Source organism: Psychrobacter sp. Rd 27.2 (assembly GCF_001921755.1).
Classification (GTDB): Bacteria; Pseudomonadota; Gammaproteobacteria; order Pseudomonadales; family Moraxellaceae; genus Psychrobacter; species Psychrobacter celer.
Genome location: NZ_MRYB01000002.1, coordinates 158,041 through 177,621, shown reverse-complemented (window position 1 = coordinate 177,621; position 19,581 = coordinate 158,041). Strand labels below are relative to the sequence as shown.

General features: G+C 47.8%; 15 protein-coding genes. 12 read left to right on the top strand and 3 right to left on the bottom strand.

Features of this window, described 5'->3' with window-relative positions; all coding sequences use genetic code 11:
• Positions 1–5: 5 nt before the first annotated feature.
• The 7 genes from gloB to msrB all read left to right on the top strand — a co-directional run bounded on the left by gloB (position 6) and on the right by msrB (position 7,888).
• On the top strand, positions 6–785 hold the full coding sequence (gene gloB / locus BTV99_RS03045; RefSeq protein ID WP_075100892.1) for a hydroxyacylglutathione hydrolase: 780 nt from the start codon (positions 6–8) through the stop codon (positions 783–785).
• Between the two features lie 20 nt (positions 786–805).
• Entirely contained in the window at positions 806–1,876 is a 1,071-nt protein-coding gene (yejB, locus tag BTV99_RS03040; protein WP_075100891.1) for a microcin C ABC transporter permease YejB, read from the top strand.
• A gap of 47 nt (positions 1,877–1,923) precedes the next feature.
• Positions 1,924–2,955 (top strand): ABC transporter permease, encoded by a 1,032-nt coding sequence (locus BTV99_RS03035; protein WP_372046404.1) that lies wholly within the window; start codon positions 1,924–1,926, stop codon positions 2,953–2,955.
• 31 nt (positions 2,956–2,986) lie between these two features.
• On the top strand, positions 2,987–4,654 hold the full coding sequence (locus BTV99_RS03030) for an ABC transporter ATP-binding protein (RefSeq protein WP_372046365.1): 1,668 nt from the start codon (positions 2,987–2,989) through the stop codon (positions 4,652–4,654).
• 56 nt (positions 4,655–4,710) lie between these two features.
• On the top strand, positions 4,711–4,851 hold the full coding sequence (locus tag BTV99_RS13405) for a hypothetical protein (RefSeq protein WP_178377925.1): 141 nt from the start codon (positions 4,711–4,713) through the stop codon (positions 4,849–4,851).
• Between the two features lie 338 nt (positions 4,852–5,189).
• Positions 5,190–6,482, top strand: coding sequence for an iron-containing alcohol dehydrogenase (locus BTV99_RS03025; RefSeq protein WP_075100890.1), 1,293 nt, complete (start codon positions 5,190–5,192; stop codon positions 6,480–6,482).
• Between the two features lie 140 nt (positions 6,483–6,622).
• Positions 6,623–7,888: a peptide-methionine (R)-S-oxide reductase MsrB gene (gene msrB, locus BTV99_RS03020; RefSeq protein ID WP_075100889.1), complete on the top strand. Its 1,266-nt coding sequence runs from the start codon at positions 6,623–6,625 to the stop codon at positions 7,886–7,888.
• Positions 7,889–7,992: 104 nt separating this feature from the next.
• Here msrB and folE read toward each other — a convergent pair whose 3' ends face one another.
• Positions 7,993–8,589: a GTP cyclohydrolase I FolE gene (gene folE, locus BTV99_RS03015; protein ID WP_172953095.1), complete on the bottom strand. Its 597-nt coding sequence runs from the start codon at positions 8,587–8,589 to the stop codon at positions 7,993–7,995.
• Between the two features lie 339 nt (positions 8,590–8,928).
• Between folE and BTV99_RS03010 the strand changes: the two genes are divergently transcribed.
• Together BTV99_RS03010 and BTV99_RS03005 are read left to right on the top strand one after the other, a co-directional pair.
• Positions 8,929–9,735, top strand: a complete 807-nt coding sequence (locus tag BTV99_RS03010) for an enoyl-ACP reductase (protein ID WP_075100887.1) — start codon at positions 8,929–8,931, stop codon at positions 9,733–9,735.
• Positions 9,736–9,862: 127 nt separating this feature from the next.
• On the top strand, positions 9,863–10,531 hold the full coding sequence (locus BTV99_RS03005; RefSeq protein ID WP_075100886.1) for a YoaK family protein: 669 nt from the start codon (positions 9,863–9,865) through the stop codon (positions 10,529–10,531).
• Positions 10,532–10,722: 191 nt separating this feature from the next.
• Here the strand turns inward: BTV99_RS03005 and BTV99_RS13400 are convergent, their stop codons facing one another.
• Positions 10,723–10,887: a hypothetical protein gene (locus tag BTV99_RS13400; RefSeq protein ID WP_178377924.1), complete on the bottom strand. Its 165-nt coding sequence runs from the start codon at positions 10,885–10,887 to the stop codon at positions 10,723–10,725.
• 422 nt (positions 10,888–11,309) lie between these two features.
• Here BTV99_RS13400 and BTV99_RS03000 point away from each other — a divergent pair, with 422 nt between their 5' ends.
• The 3 genes from BTV99_RS03000 (at position 11,310) to hrpA (ending at position 17,763) form a co-directional block, all read left to right on the top strand.
• Positions 11,310–12,731: a DASS family sodium-coupled anion symporter gene (locus BTV99_RS03000; protein ID WP_075100885.1), complete on the top strand. Its 1,422-nt coding sequence runs from the start codon at positions 11,310–11,312 to the stop codon at positions 12,729–12,731.
• Positions 12,732–13,074: 343 nt separating this feature from the next.
• Positions 13,075–13,389 carry a hypothetical protein gene (locus tag BTV99_RS02995; protein WP_143507036.1) on the top strand — a complete coding sequence of 105 codons (315 nt, stop codon included), beginning with the start codon at positions 13,075–13,077 and terminating at the stop codon, positions 13,387–13,389.
• 234 nt (positions 13,390–13,623) lie between these two features.
• Complete coding sequence (hrpA, locus tag BTV99_RS02990) at positions 13,624–17,763, top strand: ATP-dependent RNA helicase HrpA (RefSeq protein ID WP_075101026.1); 4,140 nt, start codon at positions 13,624–13,626, stop codon at positions 17,761–17,763.
• Positions 17,764–17,964: 201 nt separating this feature from the next.
• Here the strand turns inward: hrpA and BTV99_RS02985 are convergent, their stop codons facing one another.
• On the bottom strand, positions 17,965–19,377 hold the full coding sequence (locus tag BTV99_RS02985) for an aspartate ammonia-lyase (RefSeq protein WP_075100883.1): 1,413 nt from the start codon (positions 19,375–19,377) through the stop codon (positions 17,965–17,967).
• Between the last annotated feature and the right edge of the window lie 204 nt (positions 19,378–19,581).

Below are 19,581 nucleotides of genomic sequence, written 5' to 3'. Positions count from 1 at the left end.
TTGATATGAGTATTCGTATTCACCCGATTAAAGCGTTTAATGACAACTATATCTGGGCGCTCATTAATGAAAATAACAAGCAAGCCATTGTCATTGATCCGGGTCAAGCTGAGCCTGTCGTTGCTTATTTAGAGGACAATGAGCTGGAGCTGACCTCGATTTGGACCACCCACCATCATCATGACCATATCGGCGGTGTGGCAGAGCTACAAGAGTCTTATCCGATGACGCATCTGGTGGCTCATGGCGAGCATACGGTCGATGAAGACCAGACCATCAAGGACGGCAGCACGGTCAGCGCCTGGGGCTGCGCGGCGCAAGTGTGGGACGTGTCGGGTCATACGGCAAGTCACGTGGCTTATGTCTTAGATATCGATGGTCAAAAGCACTGCTTTTGCGGAGACACCTTGTTTAGTGCCGGCTGCGGCCGCGTGTTTACAGGAACGATAGAGCAGCTGCATGAGAGCTTTAAGCGTTTAAACGGACTGCCTGCCGAGACATTACTGTATCCGGCACACGAGTATACCGCTAGCAATCTACGCTTTGGTCTCTCTATCGAGCCTGCCAATGAGGCGATGCAGCAAGCATTGGCGCAAGCAGAAGAAAAAACTGCCCAAGGCACCCCGACACTGCCAGTGACCTTAGCACATGAGCGTGCTGTTAATGTGTTTTTGCGCACACAAGAGCCGAGTGTGATCGCAGGTGTCAAGGCCAAGATGGCGATCGATGATGATAAGTCACTGACGGTATTTGCCGCGCTACGTGAGCTGAAAAACAACTTCTAATTATTTTAGGAAGCTGCCATATGGGTCGTTATATCTTAAAAAGATTGCTGCTGATATTACCGACGCTATTTTTGATATTGTTGGCGAACTTTGTGATTGTACAAGCGGCGCCAGGCGGTCCTGTGGAGCAGCAACTGGCATTGATTGAGCAGGGCGCAAAAGATAGTGCGCTTGGCGGCAGTATCGGCGCGGGCAGTGCAGGCGGCAACGATAGTACCTACCAAGGCACGCGCGGCCTATCTGAGGAGATGGTGGCCGCAATCAATGCGCAATATGGCTTTGATAAGTCAGCGCCTGAGCGCTTTTGGCTGATGCTAAAGAACTACGCCCAGTTAGATTTTGGTGAGTCGTTTTTTAAGGGTCAGACGGTGACCGATCTGATTATAGAAAAGCTGCCAGTCTCTATCTCGCTTGGGCTGTGGAGTACGCTGCTGATATATATGATTGCCATTCCACTTGGCATCTACAAAGCCATGCATCATGGCTCGGGGATTGATAAAGCCACTGCTATGCTGCTGGCCATTGGCCATGCGATACCTGTGTTTGTGTTTGCCGTCATACTGCTGGTGTTTTTTGCTGGCGGCAGCTACTGGAATATCTTTCCACTGCAGGGACTGACCTCCGAGAATTTTGATCAGTTAAGTACCTTGGGTAAAGTAAAAGATTACTTTTGGCATTTGGCACTGCCGCTATTAGCAAGTACCGTTGGTGGTTTTGCCGGCTTGACTTATTTGACCAAGTTTAGCTTTTTAGAAGAGCTGGGTAAGCAATATGTCCTCACCGCACGTGCCAAAGGTTTAGGCGCGCGTCAAGTGCTGTACGGTCATGTGTTTCGTAACGCGATGCTGATTATCATCGCAGGTATCCCCGCGGCCATCGTTGGGATTTTCTTTGCTGGTAATTTTCTTATTGAAATCATCTTTAAACTCGATGGTTTAGGACTGCTTGGCTTTGAGGCCATTCAGCAGCGTGATTATCCAGTGATATTTGGCACGCTGTTTATCTTTACCTTAGTGGGACTACTATTACAACTCATCAGTGATTTAAGTTATCACCTCATTGATCCGCGTATTGATTTTGAGGGTCGCTAATGTCAAGTCAACCATTACCTTCAGCGCCTGCAAGTCCGTCTATGACGATGACAAAAAAACGCCGCCTAAATCCTATTTGGCAAGCACGCCTAAACCGCTTTCGTCGCAATCGTCTAGGGGTCGTATCGCTCGCTATTTTTGCCCTGATATTTATCCTTTGTATGGCAGCCAACGTGATTGCCAATGACAAGCCGCTACTGGTGCAGTATCAAGGCGATTACTATTTTCCTGTGCTAAAGGCCTATCCTGAGACGACGTTTGGCGGTGTGTTTGAGACCGAAACCAATTATAAAGACCCTGCGGTGCAAACGCTGATTAATGAGCAAGGCTTTTATGTGATGCCGCCCATTCCTTTTGCCGATCAGACGCCAAACGTTGCGCTGGGTCTGCCTTATCCTGCGCCGCCCAATAGCCAAAACTGGCTGGGTACGGATGATTTGGGTCGTGATGTGCTGGCGCGCATACTTTATGGCATGCGGGTGTCGTTGTTATTTGGTATCGCTTTGACGCTGGCAGGGGCGATGATTGGTATTATTGTAGGGGCCATACAAGGCTATTACGGTGGCTGGGTAGATTTGGCAGGGCAGCGCTTTATGGAAGTGTGGGGCGGGATGCCGCAGCTGTTTATGATTATTATTTTGGTCAGCTTGTTTAGTCCCAGCATCTTTATGCTGTTTGCCATGATGCTGCTATTTGGCTGGATGGGATTGGTCGGTTTGGTACGCGCCGAATTTTTGCGGGCGCGTAACTTTGATTATGTCCGCGCAGCCCGTAACCTTGGGGTGTCGGACAGCCGCATTATGATGAGGCACATCTTGCCTAATGCCTTGGCCTCTAGCTTATCGCAGTTGCCGTTTATCCTAACGGCCAATATCATTGCTTTAACGGCGCTAGATTTTTTAGGGTACGGCTTACCGCCTGGTTCGCCGTCACTTGGTGAGCTGATGGTACAAGGCAAAAACAACCTTGATGCGCCTTGGCTGGCACTATCAGGGTTTTTTAGTTTAACCTTTATTTTATCCTTGCTTATCTTTATTGGCGAAGCGTTGCGTGATGCCTTTGATCCGAGGCGCTCCTAAAATGACAACTGATAAGATGATAAACGCCAATATGATAACTACTACTGAGCAAAGCAGCCTTTTAGGTGACAATCATAGCAATACACAAAACAAGCTCATGCTGGTAGTAGATAAACTGAGTATCGTCACTGACGCAGATATCGTTTTGGTCGATAAGCTAACGTACGAGCTGCGACAAGGGGAGACGCTGGCTATCGTCGGCGAGTCAGGCTCTGGCAAGTCGATCGCCAGTCTTGCACTGTTGGGCTTGCTACCAAATAGCTTGAGCGTCACAGGTGAAGTGCAGTTAGCAGACGCGGAAAAAATGACAACATTGCCGATAAGCAATCATAAAACACGTGATGCAGCGCTGCGCGCTATCCGTGGTCAGCGCATCGCTATGGTGTTTCAAGAGCCGATGACAGCGTTGAACCCATTACATACGGTTGCTAAGCAAATCGCCGAGTCGTTGCGTCTAAGCGGCGTACCCAAAAAGCACTGGCGAGACAGGAGCATCGCTTTGCTAAGTGATGTCAATATTACTGACCCTGCTGACAAGCTGCATCGCTATCCACATGAGCTGTCAGGTGGCCAACGCCAGCGGGTAATGATCGCCATGGCATTGGCGCAGCAGCCTGATATCTTAATCGCTGATGAGCCAACCACTGCGCTGGATGTCACTCTGCAGCATGAGATTCTTGAGCTGCTAGATAAGCTCAAGCGGCAGCATCAGATGGCAATGATACTCATCAGCCATGATCTTAATTTGGTCAAACGCTATAGCGATAACGTCATCGTCATGCGCCAAGGTCAAACGATTGAGCAGGGGAAAACTGCCGAGGTGTTTAATCAGCCAGCAGCTGACTATACTCGCACCCTTATCGAGCAAGATTTTGGGCAAGCATTAGATCTATCTGAGAATGAAAGTCAGCGGCCAACCGTATTGCAAGTCAGTCATTTACAAGTACAGTTTCCGATTGAAAAAAGTCTGTTTGGCGGCGTCAAGCGCTGGTTTGATGCAGTAAAAAACGTCGATATGACGCTGCAAAAAGGGCAGGCGCTCGGCATCGTTGGCGAGTCCGGCTCTGGCAAAACCACCATCGCCCTTGCGCTGAGCCAATTACTGAGTCATCAAGCACGCATCAGTGGTCAGATTGTGGTGAACGGCCAAGATATCGCGGTACTGTCTAGGAGTGAGCTGCGAAAATTCCGTTCGCAGATTCAGATGGTATTTCAAGACCCCTTTGCCAGTATCAATCCGCGTATGACGGTGATGCAGATAGTTGAAGAAGGGCTGTTGGTACAAGGCGTGTCTAAGGTCGCCCGTCAGCAGGCGGTGATGGATAGTCTGGCAACGGTGCACCTGCCTGCTGAGTTTGCCCAGCGTTATCCGCATGAGCTATCAGGCGGTCAGCGTCAGCGGGTGGCGCTTGCTCGTGCGCTTGTGATGCAGCCGAAGCTGCTGATATTAGATGAGCCGACGTCCGCACTTGATAGCACCACGCAGGTCACGGTGGTCAGCTTGCTACGAGAGATTCAAGAAAAATTGCACATCAGTTACGTGTTTATCAGTCATGATCTAAAGGTTGTGCGCGCTTTATGCCAGCATATTATGGTACTAAAAGAAGGCACGTGCATCGAGTCTGGAGCGACCGAAGTTATTTTTGATAATCCAAAGCATCCGTATGCCAAGCAATTATTGCAAGCGAGTATGCTTTAGTCTAAGCAGTCAGAATAAAATAACTATACGAATTTATAAAATCTGGAACACCATAGATGATAAGTAAGCTCAAAGTAAAACCCATTCGAGCGCGTGATGCCAATGAGCCAAACAGGCCTTCGACCACGCTTGAGCTATTGTTTGACTTGGTCTATGTCATTGCCGTAGCGGCGGCTATGGTTTTTATAGCCGTTTAAGTGAGCATGACTTATCGGGATTTTTGACCTTTTATGGTATTTGGCTAATTATTTTTGCACCTATAGTGATGATTTGGTTTTTTGGACAAGACAACGAGCGCTGGCTGGCTAAGGATAGCGGCTAAGTGTGTTTGCGACAGGTTTGGCCGTGATGGTGTGACAATATGACAACGTAAAAAGCAGAACAATGTGAAAAGTAGAACAAGGCAGTTCACAGTAAATGCGACATCACAAAAACGGCAGTGGTACAATAAATTTAAACAGTCGTTTGCTTGATACAGCAGTGATAGGGTATCTGGCATGGTTTAAAGACATCATAAAAAAGGATTTTTGTACCCATGAAACACCCAAGTCGTCTCTCTCAATTGATCAATACCAATGGTTTACAGCATGCAGGCTATCTGGCGGTCGCCAAGACTCGCGCCAAAGTGCTAAAAGCGTTTTCTTATGTTGTGCCGATTAGAAGACCGATGTTGTTTGTCGGTGAGACCTCATGTGAGGAGCTGTGCGATATGCTGATAAATGAAGGCAACGCTCATGTCTTTATCGTCACAGATGCTGTGCTTAATAAGCTGGGCATCCCTGCCAAAGTCACCGACTATCTGGATGAGAAAAATATCCGCTACCATATCTATGATGGTATCACGCCAGACCCGACGTTTGCTGTGGTCAAAGAAGGATTGCGCCAATCTGTCGCCGCCAAGTGCGATTCGATCATTGCCATCGGCGGCGGTTCGGTCATCGATGCGGCCAAAATGATCGCCATGGCCCAAGGCAATAAATGCCAGCCTGAGCAATTAATCGGACTTTTAAAAGCTAAAAAGCCCTCTGTACCGCTTTATTGTATTCCTACCACTGCTGGTACTGGTTCAGAGGCGACCCTAGGCGCGGTGGTGTCTGATGACAAAACTCACCAAAAAGCGCTGTCGATTGACCCCAGAATGGTACCCCTAGCAGCCGCTATCGACCCGGCCATCATGCAAGGCATGCCATCCCATATCACCGCCGATACCGGTATCGATGTATTGACGCATGCCTTAGAGGCATGGATGAGTGCTAACGCCAGTGTTGAGACCGATTATTATGCCGCGTCTGCGGTAAAATCTGTCATGCAGTATCTGCCACTGGCGTATCAAGATGGTGGTAATCTAAAAGCACGTAAAGAGATGGGAGTAGCGGCGCACTATGGTGGCATCGCCTTTAACAAAGCGGGTCTTGGCTATGTCCATGCCATCGCGCACCAGCTAGGGGCGTATTATGGTATTCCTCATGGTCGTGCCAATGCCATCGTCTTGCCTTATGTCCTAGACGTCAATCGTCAAGCAAGCAAAAAAAGACTGGCCAAGCTGGCCAAGCAGACAGGAATGATCAGGCAAGGCAACGCTGGTAATAGTGATGCTGAGATCGCCGATCATCTAATCGCGCAAGTGCGCGACTTGATTGCTAGCTTACACATCGACCCAACGGTAAAAGGCATGCAAAGCAGTGATTTTGATGACATCGCGAAAGCGGCGGCAAAAGAAGTCAGTGATACTTATGCGGTGCCGACCTATCTGTCACCTGCCGAAATCAAAGACATCCTGACAAAGATTAAACACGCCAGTGAACAGCATATTGGCGCTGCTGGATGACATAACGCCTATTACCAAGCAGTAGTAGGTTTTTTTGGTAAAATGCATTTGATGTTACGGATATAAATAACAGTGTAGGCATATTTGTGTGAGACCAATGCGTTACAATCATGACATGATATAACGCTCAGGAGCACTTTATGACAGATCAATCACTGGTGAGTAATAGGCCGTCAATCAGATGGTTAGGGCTGGTCATCGTCGCCAGCAGTGCGTTTTATGTCGGGTGCGCTGCGACTGAAAATACCAGCCCGCCAAACGCCAGCTCTATTGATAATCCTTATGCCCCAACTGATCCAAACTTGGCAGTGGCCACGGTTGCAGGTGGGTGCTTTTGGTGTGTCGAAGCCGGTTACGAAAAAATACCTGGTGTCATCGAGGTGGTCTCAGGATATACAGGAGGTCAATCGACCAATCCCACTTATAGTACGGTATCAGCCGGTGGCACAGGCCATACCGAAGCGGCACAAGTATATTATGACCCTACCAAAATCACTTATAATGGTATCGTGCAAGCCTTATGGCGTATCGCTGATCCTACCGATGATAAAGGCCAATTCGTCGATCGCGGTACGCAGTATCGTCCAGCAATTTTTTATCATAATGAGCAAGAAAAGCAGATAGCGAAAGCAGCTAAGCAGTCGCTACAAGCCTCTGGCGTCTATGACAAACCTGTCGTGATCGAAATCGTTGCAGCCAGCGATTTTTATCCTGCAGAAGCCTGCCATCAAGACTACTATAAAAAAAATCCAATCCGCTACAAGGCTTATACCTTTAACTCTGGCCGCTACCAGTTTATCAAAAGCGTCTATGGCGATGACTACGAGCTAGATTTTGATCAGTTTAAGCCTAGCGCTACAGAAACAAAGGCGACAGACATACGTATAAACACCAATGGCGATGCTGCGGCTGAGGATGCGGCATCAGTACAAACCACCGCTACTGGTTTTGATCCAAAAGCCTTTATAAAGCCCTCAACAGAGCAGCTAAAACAGTCGCTCACAGCCATGCAGTATAAAGTCACCCAAAAAGACGATACCGAGCGCGCCTTTGACAATGAGTACTGGGATAATAAATCGCCTGGGCTTTATGTCGATGTGGTCTCGGGCGAGCCGTTGTATTCTTCACGTGATAAGTACCAATCTGGCACAGGCTGGCCCAGTTTTACTCGCCCACTTGCGGCAGATCTTGTCGTAGAAAAAGCCGACCGAGGCATATTTGGTACCCGTACCGAGATTCGTAGCCGTTATGCTGATTCGCACGTGGGTCATGTCTTTGATGATGGTCCAGCGCCGACAGGTAAGCGTTATTGTATGAACTCTGCGGCACTGCGTTTTATACCGCTGGCGCAGATGAAAAAAGAAGGCTATGGCGACTGGATCGCTCAGGTAAAGCCGAGCGCCTAAGGCTGACGAAAACTGACAAAAAAGGATACTGAGCGCAGTATCCTTTTTGGGTTTTGTTTGGGCGTTTATCTGGGTTTAGATGTTAGGCTTAATTGCTTGCGACATTAAAACGCCGGCCGACGCTTGGGCACCGCGTCCAAAAACTCATTACGTGCTTGATTGTCGTGAAGGTACTCACCCAGCATGGCGGTACTACGGGTGGTTGACTGCTGTTTGTTGACACCGCGCATCATCATACACATATGCGAGGCATCCATTACCACAGCTACCCCGCGACACCCTGTCACATCCATGATGGTTTGGGCGACTTGCTCGCTTAGGTTTTCTTGGATTTGCAAGCGGCGAGCAAACATATCGACGATGCGCGCAAACTTTGACAGACCCAGCACATGACCATTTGGTAAATAACCGATATGCGCCACGCCATGAAACGGTAGCATATGATGCTCACACAGCGAGTAAAACTCAATGTTTTGCACCAATACAAGCTCGCGATTGGTCGATGGAAATACCGCGTCATTGACGACTTCTTCTAAGCTTTGATGATAGCCTTGCGTCAAATAAGAAAACGCCTTTGCTGCTCGCGCAGGCGTGTCTAGTAAGCCTGGGCGATTTAAATCTTCGCCAGTTGAGTCAATCAATTGACGATAAGAGTCGATATTTTCTTTATAATCTGGAGTGATGATGGGGGTATTACTCATAAGTTTGGCAGCCATCCAAAATGTGGGTGTAGCTTAACGCTAAATCCTCAGTTACAAACACTCGATTATGAGCAAGGGTTGTAAGGGATTTTTATAAAAATTGTGCAAGCTGGGAAGGGCTGTGATTATACTTGAAAAAGGCTTAACTTCATACCGCTGTGGCCAGAGTTGCGCGTTTTATCGATATCAGGCATCACCATAAGATAGAGGATACCAGCATCTGTATCAGTAAGTACAGTTTACGACTGTTTACTTAAATCAATTCGTGTATAATGAGTCATCTTTTTATCATACTTATAATGAGCATTTATACTCTCGAACGATTCAAAAGGAAATATTATGCTACTGCAAGGACAACGATTTGTCGTAACTGGCATCGCAAGTAAACTCTCTATCGCATGGGCGATCGCAGAAGCGTTGCATCGTGAAGGCGCTTCATTGATTTTGACTTATCCAAATGAGAAAATCAAAAAACGGGTAGACATGGCTGCTGAAGCATTTGAAGCAGATTTGGTGTTAGAGTGTGATGTCGCCTCAGATGACTCTATCGCTGCTTGCTTTGAGCAAATCACCGCACATTGGGGTGATGGCATCGATGGCGTCGTACATGCTATCGGCTTTGCGCCCATGGATCAGCTCGACGGCGATTTTGTTAGCGCCACCACTCGTGAGGGCAGTCAAATCGCGCACGATATCTCAAGCTACAGTTTTGTAGCACTGGCCAAAGAGGCGCGGTCGCTACTGGCCATGCGTCATGGCTCGATGCTGACACTGACTTATGAAGGTAGTATCTCAGTATTGCCAAACTATAATGTTATGGGGATGGCCAAGGCAAGCTTGGAGGCCAGTGTGCGTTATCTAGCGACATCGATGGGCGGTGAAGGCATCCGTGTCAACGCTATATCAGCAGGGCCTATCCGTACGCTGGCCGCCAGTGGTATCAAGTCTTTTAGAAAAATGCTCGATATCAGCGAAAAAATAGCGCCGCTACAACGTAATATCACCCAAACAGAGGTCGGTAACGCAGCGTTGTTCTTGCTATCACCATGGGCTTCAGGTATCACCGGTGAAATTATGTTTGTGGATGCTGGGTTCAATACCGTGGCCATCAGCGAGCAGCTAATGATGGCTGATGAGTCAAAGTAGCCGCTCAAGATAAGTGCATGAACTGACATATTCAGTGATATTATTTAGCAAAGACAGAAGGCAGCCTATGGGCTGTCTTTTTTGGTTATAATAAAGGCTTTTGGCCCTAAGCCATAAAACGACAAATATGATCACCAAACTACCAAAGTGGATATTATGGGGCGGCGCGATTTTAGCGTTTAGTGCCGGCTGCGTCAATACAGCGGCGCTGATGGGCTTTGCGCGTCTTTCTGTCTCGCACGTCACGGGTAATGTGAGTCTGTTTGCCGCTGCAATCGCTTACATGGATGCTCGTAGTATCTTGTATATCGGGGCGCTGCTACTGTCGTTTTTGGCAGGTGCGATATTAAGCGGTTATGTGATCGGGCAGACGTCCCTAAAGCTTGGGCGACGTTATGGCCGCGCGTTATATATCGAGGCGGCACTACTGCTGCTCAGTTATTGGCTATATCAGCAGCATGACTACTTAGGGCAGCTGGCGGCAGCGATGGCCTGCGGTTTACAAAATGCCATGGTAGCGACTTATAGTGGGGCAGTCATTCGCACGACTCATTTGACAGGTCTTACCTCAGATATGGGTGCGGCCATCGGAAACTGGCTGGCAGGTCGTGCCATCAGCAAGCCTACCTTAGGGTTTCAAGCGATTATCTGGTACTGCTTTTGTGGTGGTAGTGCGCTTGGGGCGTTTTTATTTGCAAAGGTCGGTTATGATGCGCTGTTTGTGCCCATTAGCATCGTACTTAGCGCGGCGTTTATTTATAACTATGTCTCAGACCGCTTGCCGGAGAAAAGATAATTAAAATAAAGATAAACTAAAAAAGAGCGTATCTTAAGAAAAAGATCTAGGACACGTGCTCATAAAAGAAAGCGCTCATCATTCCAATGAGCGCTTATAGCAAACAATACATAAATGGCGCGTTGTCAGTGGCAATGCGCTTATTTTACGTGGCTGCTTAAAATTATAAAAATATTTGAAAAACCAGCGAGTTACTTATCGCTTTCTTCGTTATGATCTTCGTGCTCATGCATGCCTTGCATCATGTCTAGGGCAGAGTCATCGGTACGCTGCTGGTCTTTTTTGTCAAGGCCATCTTGATTGATATCTTTACGAGCCATTTTCGTGGTCGAGTTTGTTTTATTGTCGTCTGTCATGAAATGCTCCTAATAGTTATTGTCAATTTGATTGAGGACATGGCCTAGTATGAAAGAGCATGGTGGTGTTGTACATATGGTGTGTATGCGTGTTTAGTGACGATGTGTAACTGAAGGTTTGTAACTAAAGACTCATAACTAAAGCGCATGATCCTTGCTACTTGGCAAAACGGTATTTGCTAGCAGCGCCATCGATGACGAAAAATGTTGCTTAGATAAGTAATTGAGTTTAAAGCATTCTTATAAACGAACATTAATACAGGTCAATCAAATGCTTTGTCAGGCGCGTTTTTTACGATATATCTGCTATGATAACAGCCTATTTTTTGCTGATAACCCGCCAGTTATCACAATTTATACTCTCTCTTTGGTTTATCTTTAGGGTCTTTTTTACACTGTCTTTGGATCAATAAGGACATTTTATGTCAAAGCAAAAACTAGACAGCCATCTTCCTGATGATGGCAACGAGTATTTATTTACCGATACCTTTCCGAAGGGGACGGGTAAAGGGCTGATAGTGGTCGCCATCGCCGCCATTATCGCTATGATTATCTATAACGTTTTACCCTTTGAAGTCAATGCTAATAAAGGCCTTGCGGTGCTGTTTTTTATCGGTGTGCTGTGGTTGACAGAGGCAGTACATGTGACTATCACCGCCTTGCTGGTCGTCGTGGTCGGGGCGCTGGTTGGCATACCTGAGTTTGATGCCAAGATTGGCTTACAAAGCTTTGCCAGCCCGACTATTTATTTGTTTTTTGGTGGTTTTGCACTGGCGGCCGCCTTACATGTACAGCAGCTAGACAAAAAAATCGCCCTAAAGATCTTATCGATGTCAGGTGGTAAGCTGAGTACGGCGGTGTTTTTGATATTTGCCGTGACTGCGTTTTTGTCGATGTGGATATCTAATACTGCTACAGCGGCGATGATGCTGCCACTGGCGCTGGGTATTCTCACGCAAGTGGATCGTGAAAAAGACCGCGGCACTTTTGTTTTTGTGCTGCTGGGTATCGCATACTCAGCCAGTCTTGGGGGCTTGGGTACCATCGTGGGCTCGCCGCCTAATGCTATTGCGGCAAAAGCGCTTAACATCGCCTTTGTAGATTGGATGAAGTTTGGTGTACCCATGATGGTGGTGTTGTTGCCGCTGCTCTTGGGGGCGATGTATGTGTTTTTAAAACCCAACCTCAACCGCACAATCGCTGTACTCGATGAAGCGCCAATCGCGTGGAACAAGCCGCGCGTTGTGACGATTATCGTCTTTATTATCACTGCCTTTAGCTGGATATTTTCTAAAAAAATTGGTGCAGCGCTCGATATCACTGATACCGATGCTATCATTGCTTTGTCAGCCGCCGCCGCGGTGGTCAGTCTGGGTTTGGTATCATGGAAGCAAGTTTCGGATAATACCGATTGGGGCGTGCTCATGCTGTTTGGCGGCGGTATTGCGCTATCGACGATCTTAAAAGTATCAGGCGCGTCATTGGTGCTGGGTGAGACGGTGGCAAGTGCGCTGTCTTCTGCGCCGCTGATCTTGGTGATGATTGCAGTGTCAGCCTTTATTATCTTTTTGACCGAGTTTGCCTCAAACACCGCGTCAGCTGCGCTGCTTGTGCCAGTATTTGCAGCGATTGCTGAGCAAATGGGTCTGCCGCATGAGGTGCTGGTGCTGGTCATCGGTATTGGCGCATCTTGTGCCTTTATGCTGCCTGTTGCGACACCGCCAAACGCCATTGTCTTTGGCACTGGGTTGATCAAACAATCTGAGATGGTCCGCACAGGGGTAATACTCAACATCATTGCCACCGTCGTTATTGGATTGTGGGCGTATTTTTTCTTAATATAGCCTCAAATATGTCCGACTAAGACATACCAGTACAGACAAAACCCGATGTTTCCATGACTATTGGACATCGGGTTTTTGCTTTTATATACGCGGCAGGGCCGGACAACAGTGATAATTGATGAATATTGTATCGTCAGTTCACTATAGAGGTGTTATACAAGGCTGATGTGGCCAAGGTGTTTTTAGAGTAAACTGGTCCAAATATAGCTTATCAAACAGTGGTTCAAATAACGGCTCAATTAATAGCTCAAGTAGTCATAAGCCAAAAGCGATAAGCCAAACAAAGCTACCTGCACCAAAGTCTAATCGCTTATAACATTACCGAATAAAGAGGTGCCATCATATGCCCTTAACTATGTATTATAAAAACGGCATGATTCGTAAGACGCGCTGTCACATCCCTGATGATCTGGTGCCGACACTCTATCAGATTCATGATAATGCCAGCTTTCCGCAATTGACTTGGCTGATTGATAATCTTTATGAAAGCCTGCAAATTGAGCCTGCTACCGCGCAGGGATTGGCCGATGAGATGGTAGCGTTTGAGCGCTTGATACTGTCGTTGCACCTGCCTTTTCCTAGAGTGCCGTTACAGCGGCTACATACCTTTTTTTCTGGCGCGGCCAGTAGCCAACAGACAATTTTTACCTCAACATAGTATCAATAATCGGCAAGCGGCAGATTGAGTAAGTTATTCTGAAGGCTAGGCAAGTACGACAAGCCGCTTGAATCGTACCTGCATAACCCTCATAATCTAAGCACTTTTAAATAATAAATAGCCTAAGCAGATATGCCGAATCAAACTGAAAAATCGCAACATACTAAACCGCAAACAAACACCCCCTCTCAATTAGATGTCAAAAGTACAGCAGCGCAGGCCGCTACCGGTGCGATGAGTCAAGTCGATACTTCTGATTTACCCGTCCTTGCAAAAGACAGCTACTACCTTGGGCGTTTGGAGCGCGAGCTGGCACGAGCCGCTGTGACCAAAAATAAAGCAGCCAATAGCGACTCCCGTAAAGAAAAAGACTCGCCTAAAGCGGCAGACATCCTGAGCAAAAAACGCGCGCAATACGAAAAAATAAAAACCCGCTCACAGCAAGCGGTGCAAGCGCGTATTGATAGTATCCCAGACAACTTGCCAGCCACCTTAAACCTAGATTTGCCTGTCAGTCAGCGCGCTGATGACATCGTGCAAGCCATCATCGACAACCAAGTCATCATCGTCGCAGGTGAGACCGGGTCTGGTAAAACGACGCAATTGCCGAAGCTTGCGATGCTGGCAGGGCGCGGCATCACAGGGCAAATAGGGCATACCCAACCGCGTAGGCTTGCAGCACGCAGTGTGGCCAACCGTATCGCCGAGGAGCTTGGCGAGCAGCTTGGTCATACCGTCAGTTTTAAGATTCGCTTTAATGAGCAGGGTACGGCGCAATCGGTCGTGAAGCTAATGACCGATGGTATCTTATTGGCGGAACTCGGTCATGATCGGTTTTTGAGTAAATACGATACTATCATCATCGATGAGGCGCATGAGCGTAGTCTAAACATTGACTTTATCATGGGCTATCTAAAAAAACTGCTACCCAAACGCCCTGATTTAAAAGTCATTATCACCTCAGCCACCCTCGATACCAAGCGTTTTAGCGAATACTTTAGTCGTTATGATAGTAAGCTTAAGCGAAATGTCCCTGCGCCGATTTTTAATGTCGAAGGCCGCAGTTACCCTGTTGAGGTACGTTATCGCCCGCTGACTGATGAGCCAGTGGGTAGCTCAGATGACGACAGCTACGATGATTTTGAAGAAAATCTACCGCGTGCGGTGGTTGCCGCCGTCGAAGAATGCTTTAGCGATGCGCAAAATAAAGGTCATGCTGACCAAGCAGATATCTTGATATTTGCGGCGACAGAAGCAGAGATTCGTGAGCTGCAAGATGTGCTTGTGCGTCATGGACCCAAGCACACCGAAGTGTTGCCACTGTTTGCACGGCAGACTTATGAAGAGCAGCAGCGTATCTTTCAGCCGTCAGGTCGCGGTAGGCGTATTGTGATTGCTACCAACGTCGCTGAAACGGCGTTGACGGTACCTGGTATTCGCTACGTGATAGACTTAGGGTTTGCGCGGATTTCGCGTTATTCGTATCGCTCACGCGTCCAGCGCCTGCCGATCGAAGCCATCTCGCAAGCGGCTGCCAATCAGCGTAAAGGCCGCTGTGGCCGTGTCGCGCCGGGTGTTTGTATTCGTCTGTATAGTGAAGAGGACTTTAGCGGTCGTCCAGAGTTTACCGAGCCTGAGATACTACGCACCAACCTTGCTTCCGTGATTTTGCAGATGGCCAACCTGCGTCTGGGTAGTGTCGATGATTTTGCTTTTATCGAGCCGCCAGATAGCCGTTTGGTCACCGATGGGCATAAACTGCTCGATGAGCTAGGGGCGATTACCTCTAAAAGCGACAAAGCACCCAGCTCTGCCAAGCGCTCCAAGGGTCTTAATCAGCTGCGTCTAACGCCGACTGGGCAAAAAATGGCACGCATGCCAATCGATCCAAGGCTGGCGCGTATGCTGGTGGCAGGTAGCGACTTTGATTGTATCCGTGAGATGCTCATCGTTGTCGCGGCCCTTGCCGTGCAAGATCCGCGTGAGCGCCCCGCCAATAAGCGTCAGCAGGCGGATCAAAAGCATGCTGAGTTTCGTCAAGACGACTCTGACTTTTTGTTTTATTTAAGTCTATGGAAAGCGCTGTTTGAAAAAGGCGAAGACGGCAGTAAATTGTCTGGCAATCAGCGCAAACAGTTTGCCAAAAAACATTATCTGAGCTTTCCGCGCGTGCGTGAATGGAGTCAGACTCACCGGCAGTTGCTGCAGATGGTCACGGATCTTAAGCTTGCAGATGATAAAGGCGGTAAAAAAGGGGCTAGTAGTAGTGACCCTACCAGTGTGGAAGATGAGGAGGTCAAAGCGGTCAAATATGCCAATTTGCATCGCGCACTATTGACGGGCCTGCTCTCGACCATCGCGCATAAGACAGAAAATCGCGGTGAGTACTTAGCAGCACGCCAGCAAAAAGCTAAAATATTCCCAGCCAGTACCGTGTTTAAACAAGTGCCGCCTTGGGTCATGGCCTTTGAGATGGTTGAGACCTCGCAAGTGTTTATGCGTACTGTTGCCAAGATTGAACCTGAGTGGATCATCTCCGCGGCGGGCAACTTACTGAAGTACCATTATTTTGAGCCGCATTGGTCCAAAAAAACAGGCCGCGTTAAAGCTTACGCACAGATTAGTTTGTTTGGACTGATTATTGTTAGTAAGCAGCTGACCAACTACGAGCAGGTCAACTTAGCAGAGTCGCGGGAGATATTTATCCGTGACGGTTTAGTAACGGGTAATTTGGGTCGGCAAGCGCCGTTTTTGCAGCACAATATGGACAAAATCGCCCATGTTGAGCGTATCGAAGACAAATTGCGTCGCCGCGATTTACTCGTCGATGAAGAGGCGCTGTATCAGTTTTATGACAAAAAAATCCCCGAGCATGTCGCCAGCCGCAAATCCTTTGAGGACTGGCGCGCTGAGGTAGAAAAAAACGATAGTAAATATCTGTTTTTTACCGATGATGACGTGCTCAACAGCCAAGCACCGACCACAGGCGATTTCCCAGAAGTGTGGAAGCTGGGTGACTTAAAGCTGCCGCTACGTTATGTTTTTGATCCATCAAGCGATGATGATGGCGTGACCATTCGCGTGCCGCTTGTCGCATTGCCGCAGCTTGATGCCATTGAGCTGCTGTGGGGCGTGCCCGGTTGGCGCTATGAGCTGGTATTACAACTGCTAAAGTCATTGCCAAAAGACATCCGCCGGCAGATTGTACCGATTCCTGATACGGCAGACAGTCTCTTTGATGAGCTGCAGCCCGAGGGCGGACAAGGGCTACTCAAGCAGCTATGCCAAGCGCTAAATCGTCGCGGCATTATGTCAGTGACCGAAGCGAGCTTTAATCCGGCCAGCATTGATCGTTATTTGCAGCCACAAATCTGTGTGGTCGATGACAAAAACCGCATCATCGAAAAAGGCCGCGACCTGCAAACGCTACAGATTCGTCATGCTCAAGAGACCCGTCAAGCGGTCAATGAGCAGCAAGGCGCACACACGGATTTCCCTGAGCATTTTGCCTTTAGTAAAAACCATCATAGCGCAGGCGTAGTGATGAAGCAGTTTGCTGCCTTGGTCGCAGATGAGGCGGGCGAGGCGGTATCGATTCATCAATACACTGATGTAAATGCGGCACTGCAGGCGCATCGTATCGGGGTTTTGACTTTGATCAAAGGCAAGCTGGGTGCCAAAAGAAAGCAGCTGACCAGTCAAATCGATAAGATATTTAAATTGGCCTTTGCCCCGCTGGGTGATATGGAAGCCCTAAAGACCATTGTGATTGATGCGACACTTGATGCCACGCTTGAGGAGCATTATGTCTTATTTGATCATAGTGAGGATTTGCCTGAGAGCGCCGACGATGGGGCAGTTGAACTGAGCGAAGAGCTACCCTTTACCGCAGAGGAGTATGCAAAGACGCTCGATGCCGTGGTTAGCAATTTTTTATTGACGGGTCAGAGTGTCATCAAAACCCTCAAAAATGTCTATACGCGCTGGCAACGTATTCGTCAGAGCTTACTCATGCTGGATCGGGAGATATTTGGCGAGTCTATCGATGATATCGAAGACCAGCTTGAGGACTTGCATTTGTCTGATTTTGTTTATCGGATGGACTACAGTCAGTGGCAGCAGTATCCGCGCTATCTAGAGGCGCTAGAGATTCGTATCGAACGTCTGGAGCACAACCTCGAGGCTGATCTCGACGGTGTTTATGCGCTCGATGTGCACATGGAGCGACTGGCAAACCGTGCCAGCGATGCGACCATCAGTGAATATCGCTGGATGGTCGAGGAGTATCGTATCCAGCTCTTTGCTCAGCCGATGAAAACGCGTATGGCGGTATCACCGAAACGCCTGAGTAAGTTGTGGGACAAGGTGAGTTAGTAAATTGCTGTCTCACTCATACTAGGGTGTGCTTTCATTCAAAAGATGGTGATAAAAATGAGATAAAGTGCTATGTCATTTTTAGGGTAAATTGACCATATATAATTGAACCCATTAAAAATAAACCCTATCTGTTTTTTAAACAATAAAAAAGGCTGGACTAGCAAGCGCTAATCCAGCCTTTTACTTTATAAAAACTTATTATGGCGCGAACTTAGCCTTTGGATATACCATGTTGGCTGGAGACAGTAAGTTATCCAAAGTCTCTTTGTCCATCAGCTTTTCTTCTAAGACGATATCATAGACGCTACCGCCAGTCTCTTGGGCTTTTCTGGCCACATACGTAGAGGACTCATAGCCTAAGTGCGGATTTAGGGCGGTGACCAGACCGATGTTATTAAACACCTGTCCGCTACAGGTGTCGTTATTCATGATGATGCCATCGATACAGCGGGTCGCAAACATCTCACAAATATTGGTCATCATGCTCATACCGGTAAATAGGTTAAAGGCAATCACTGGCTCAAAAACGTTGAGCTGTAGCTGAGCGTTCTCTGATGCCATCACAATCGCGCTATCGACGCCCATGACGTGAAAACACGCTTGGTTGACCACTTCTGGAATCACAGGGTTGACTTTGCCTGGCATGATTGAGCTGCCAGGTTGCATCTCAGGCAGACGATATTGCGCCAGCCCCGCACGTGGCCCTGACGACTGCAAACGTAAATCATGAGCGATCTTGGATAAACGGGCAGCAAACAGACGCAGGTTGCCAGATAAAGCGACATAAGCGCTGGTATCTTGCGTGGATTCGATCAAATCCTCTGCGATGTAATATGGTCTGCCAGTGAGCTCTGTTAAAGTCTCAGCGCACAGATCTGAGTAGCCAGCAGGCGCATTTAGCCCAGTACCAATCGCCGTACCACCCATGTTGATCTCGTGAAACAAAGCGCGCGTTGACTCGATACGCTGCATCTCTTTTTTGATCATCGTGGCAAAGGCATTAAACTCTTGCCCTGCCGTCATCGGCACTGCATCTTGCAAGTGAGTACGCCCCATTTTTAGCTTGTCAGCAAGCTCAATGCTTTTGTTTATCAAGCTTTGGTGGAGCAACGCCATTTTATCGAGCAGGTTTGTGCAGTACTCATCTAGTGCCACATTGAGTGCGGTTGGATAGGCGTCGTTGGTTGATTGTGATAGGTTGACGTGATTGTTTGGGTGTACATGCTGATATTGGCCTTTTTCATAACCTAAAATCTCCAAGGCACGGTTAGCAATCACCTCATTGACGTTCATGTTGGTTGAGGTGCCAGCGCCCCCTTGAAACATATCAACGATAAACTGGTCATGATATTTGTCGGCGATTAAGTCATCACAGGCAGCAACGATTGCGTCTTTGACCGTATCGTTTAGTACGCCGACTTTATTATTGGCAATGGCGGCGGCCTTTTTTACCGTCGCAAAAGCACGGATAAACGGTGAAAACTGATGCAAGCGCACACCACTGACGGTAAAGTTTTCAAAAGCGCGTAGGGTTTGGATGCCGTAGTAAGCATCAGCAGGGACATCACGTTGACCCAATAGGTCGTATTCTTGGCGAGTGGCGGTAGACATTTAATAAAACTCCTTCAGTAAAAGCCCTGACTCATATGTGAATCATCTCTTATTTTTATAAAAACAAATTGTATTTATAGCACATTTGAGAATCATCGTGGGCAACATTACAGAGTAGGCGTTTTATTCTCGGATTAATAATGAATATTTATTACATTATGCATAATTGAACAAAAATTTTTGGTTATCATTTATCTTGAGAGG

What these genes read in the sequence shown, in the direction of transcription:
- folE (WP_172953095.1), bottom strand. Translation starts at nt 8,589, where the DNA reads ATGAGTAATACCCCCATCATCACTCCAGATTATAAAGAAAATATCGAC.
- BTV99_RS02995 (WP_143507036.1), top strand. Translation starts at nt 13,075, where the DNA reads ATGCCCTTAACTATGTATTATAAAAACGGCATGATTCGTAAGACGCGC.
- BTV99_RS03000 (WP_075100885.1), top strand. Translation starts at nt 11,310, where the DNA reads ATGTCAAAGCAAAAACTAGACAGCCATCTTCCTGATGATGGCAACGAG.
- BTV99_RS03005 (WP_075100886.1), top strand. Translation starts at nt 9,863, where the DNA reads ATGATCACCAAACTACCAAAGTGGATATTATGGGGCGGCGCGATTTTA.
- BTV99_RS03025 (WP_075100890.1), top strand. Translation starts at nt 5,190, where the DNA reads ATGAAACACCCAAGTCGTCTCTCTCAATTGATCAATACCAATGGTTTA.
- BTV99_RS03010 (WP_075100887.1), top strand. Translation starts at nt 8,929, where the DNA reads ATGCTACTGCAAGGACAACGATTTGTCGTAACTGGCATCGCAAGTAAA.
- yejB (WP_075100891.1), top strand. Translation starts at nt 806, where the DNA reads ATGGGTCGTTATATCTTAAAAAGATTGCTGCTGATATTACCGACGCTA.
- BTV99_RS13405 (WP_178377925.1), top strand. Translation starts at nt 4,711, where the DNA reads ATGATAAGTAAGCTCAAAGTAAAACCCATTCGAGCGCGTGATGCCAAT.
- BTV99_RS13400 (WP_178377924.1), bottom strand. Translation starts at nt 10,887, where the DNA reads ATGACAGACGACAATAAAACAAACTCGACCACGAAAATGGCTCGTAAA.
- BTV99_RS03035 (WP_372046404.1), top strand. Translation starts at nt 1,924, where the DNA reads ATGACAAAAAAACGCCGCCTAAATCCTATTTGGCAAGCACGCCTAAAC.
- BTV99_RS02985 (WP_075100883.1), bottom strand. Translation starts at nt 19,377, where the DNA reads ATGTCTACCGCCACTCGCCAAGAATACGACCTATTGGGTCAACGTGAT.
- msrB (WP_075100889.1), top strand. Translation starts at nt 6,623, where the DNA reads ATGACAGATCAATCACTGGTGAGTAATAGGCCGTCAATCAGATGGTTA.
- hrpA (WP_075101026.1), top strand. Translation starts at nt 13,624, where the DNA reads ATGAGTCAAGTCGATACTTCTGATTTACCCGTCCTTGCAAAAGACAGC.
- gloB (WP_075100892.1), top strand. Translation starts at nt 6, where the DNA reads ATGAGTATTCGTATTCACCCGATTAAAGCGTTTAATGACAACTATATC.
- BTV99_RS03030 (WP_372046365.1), top strand. Translation starts at nt 2,987, where the DNA reads ATGATAACTACTACTGAGCAAAGCAGCCTTTTAGGTGACAATCATAGC.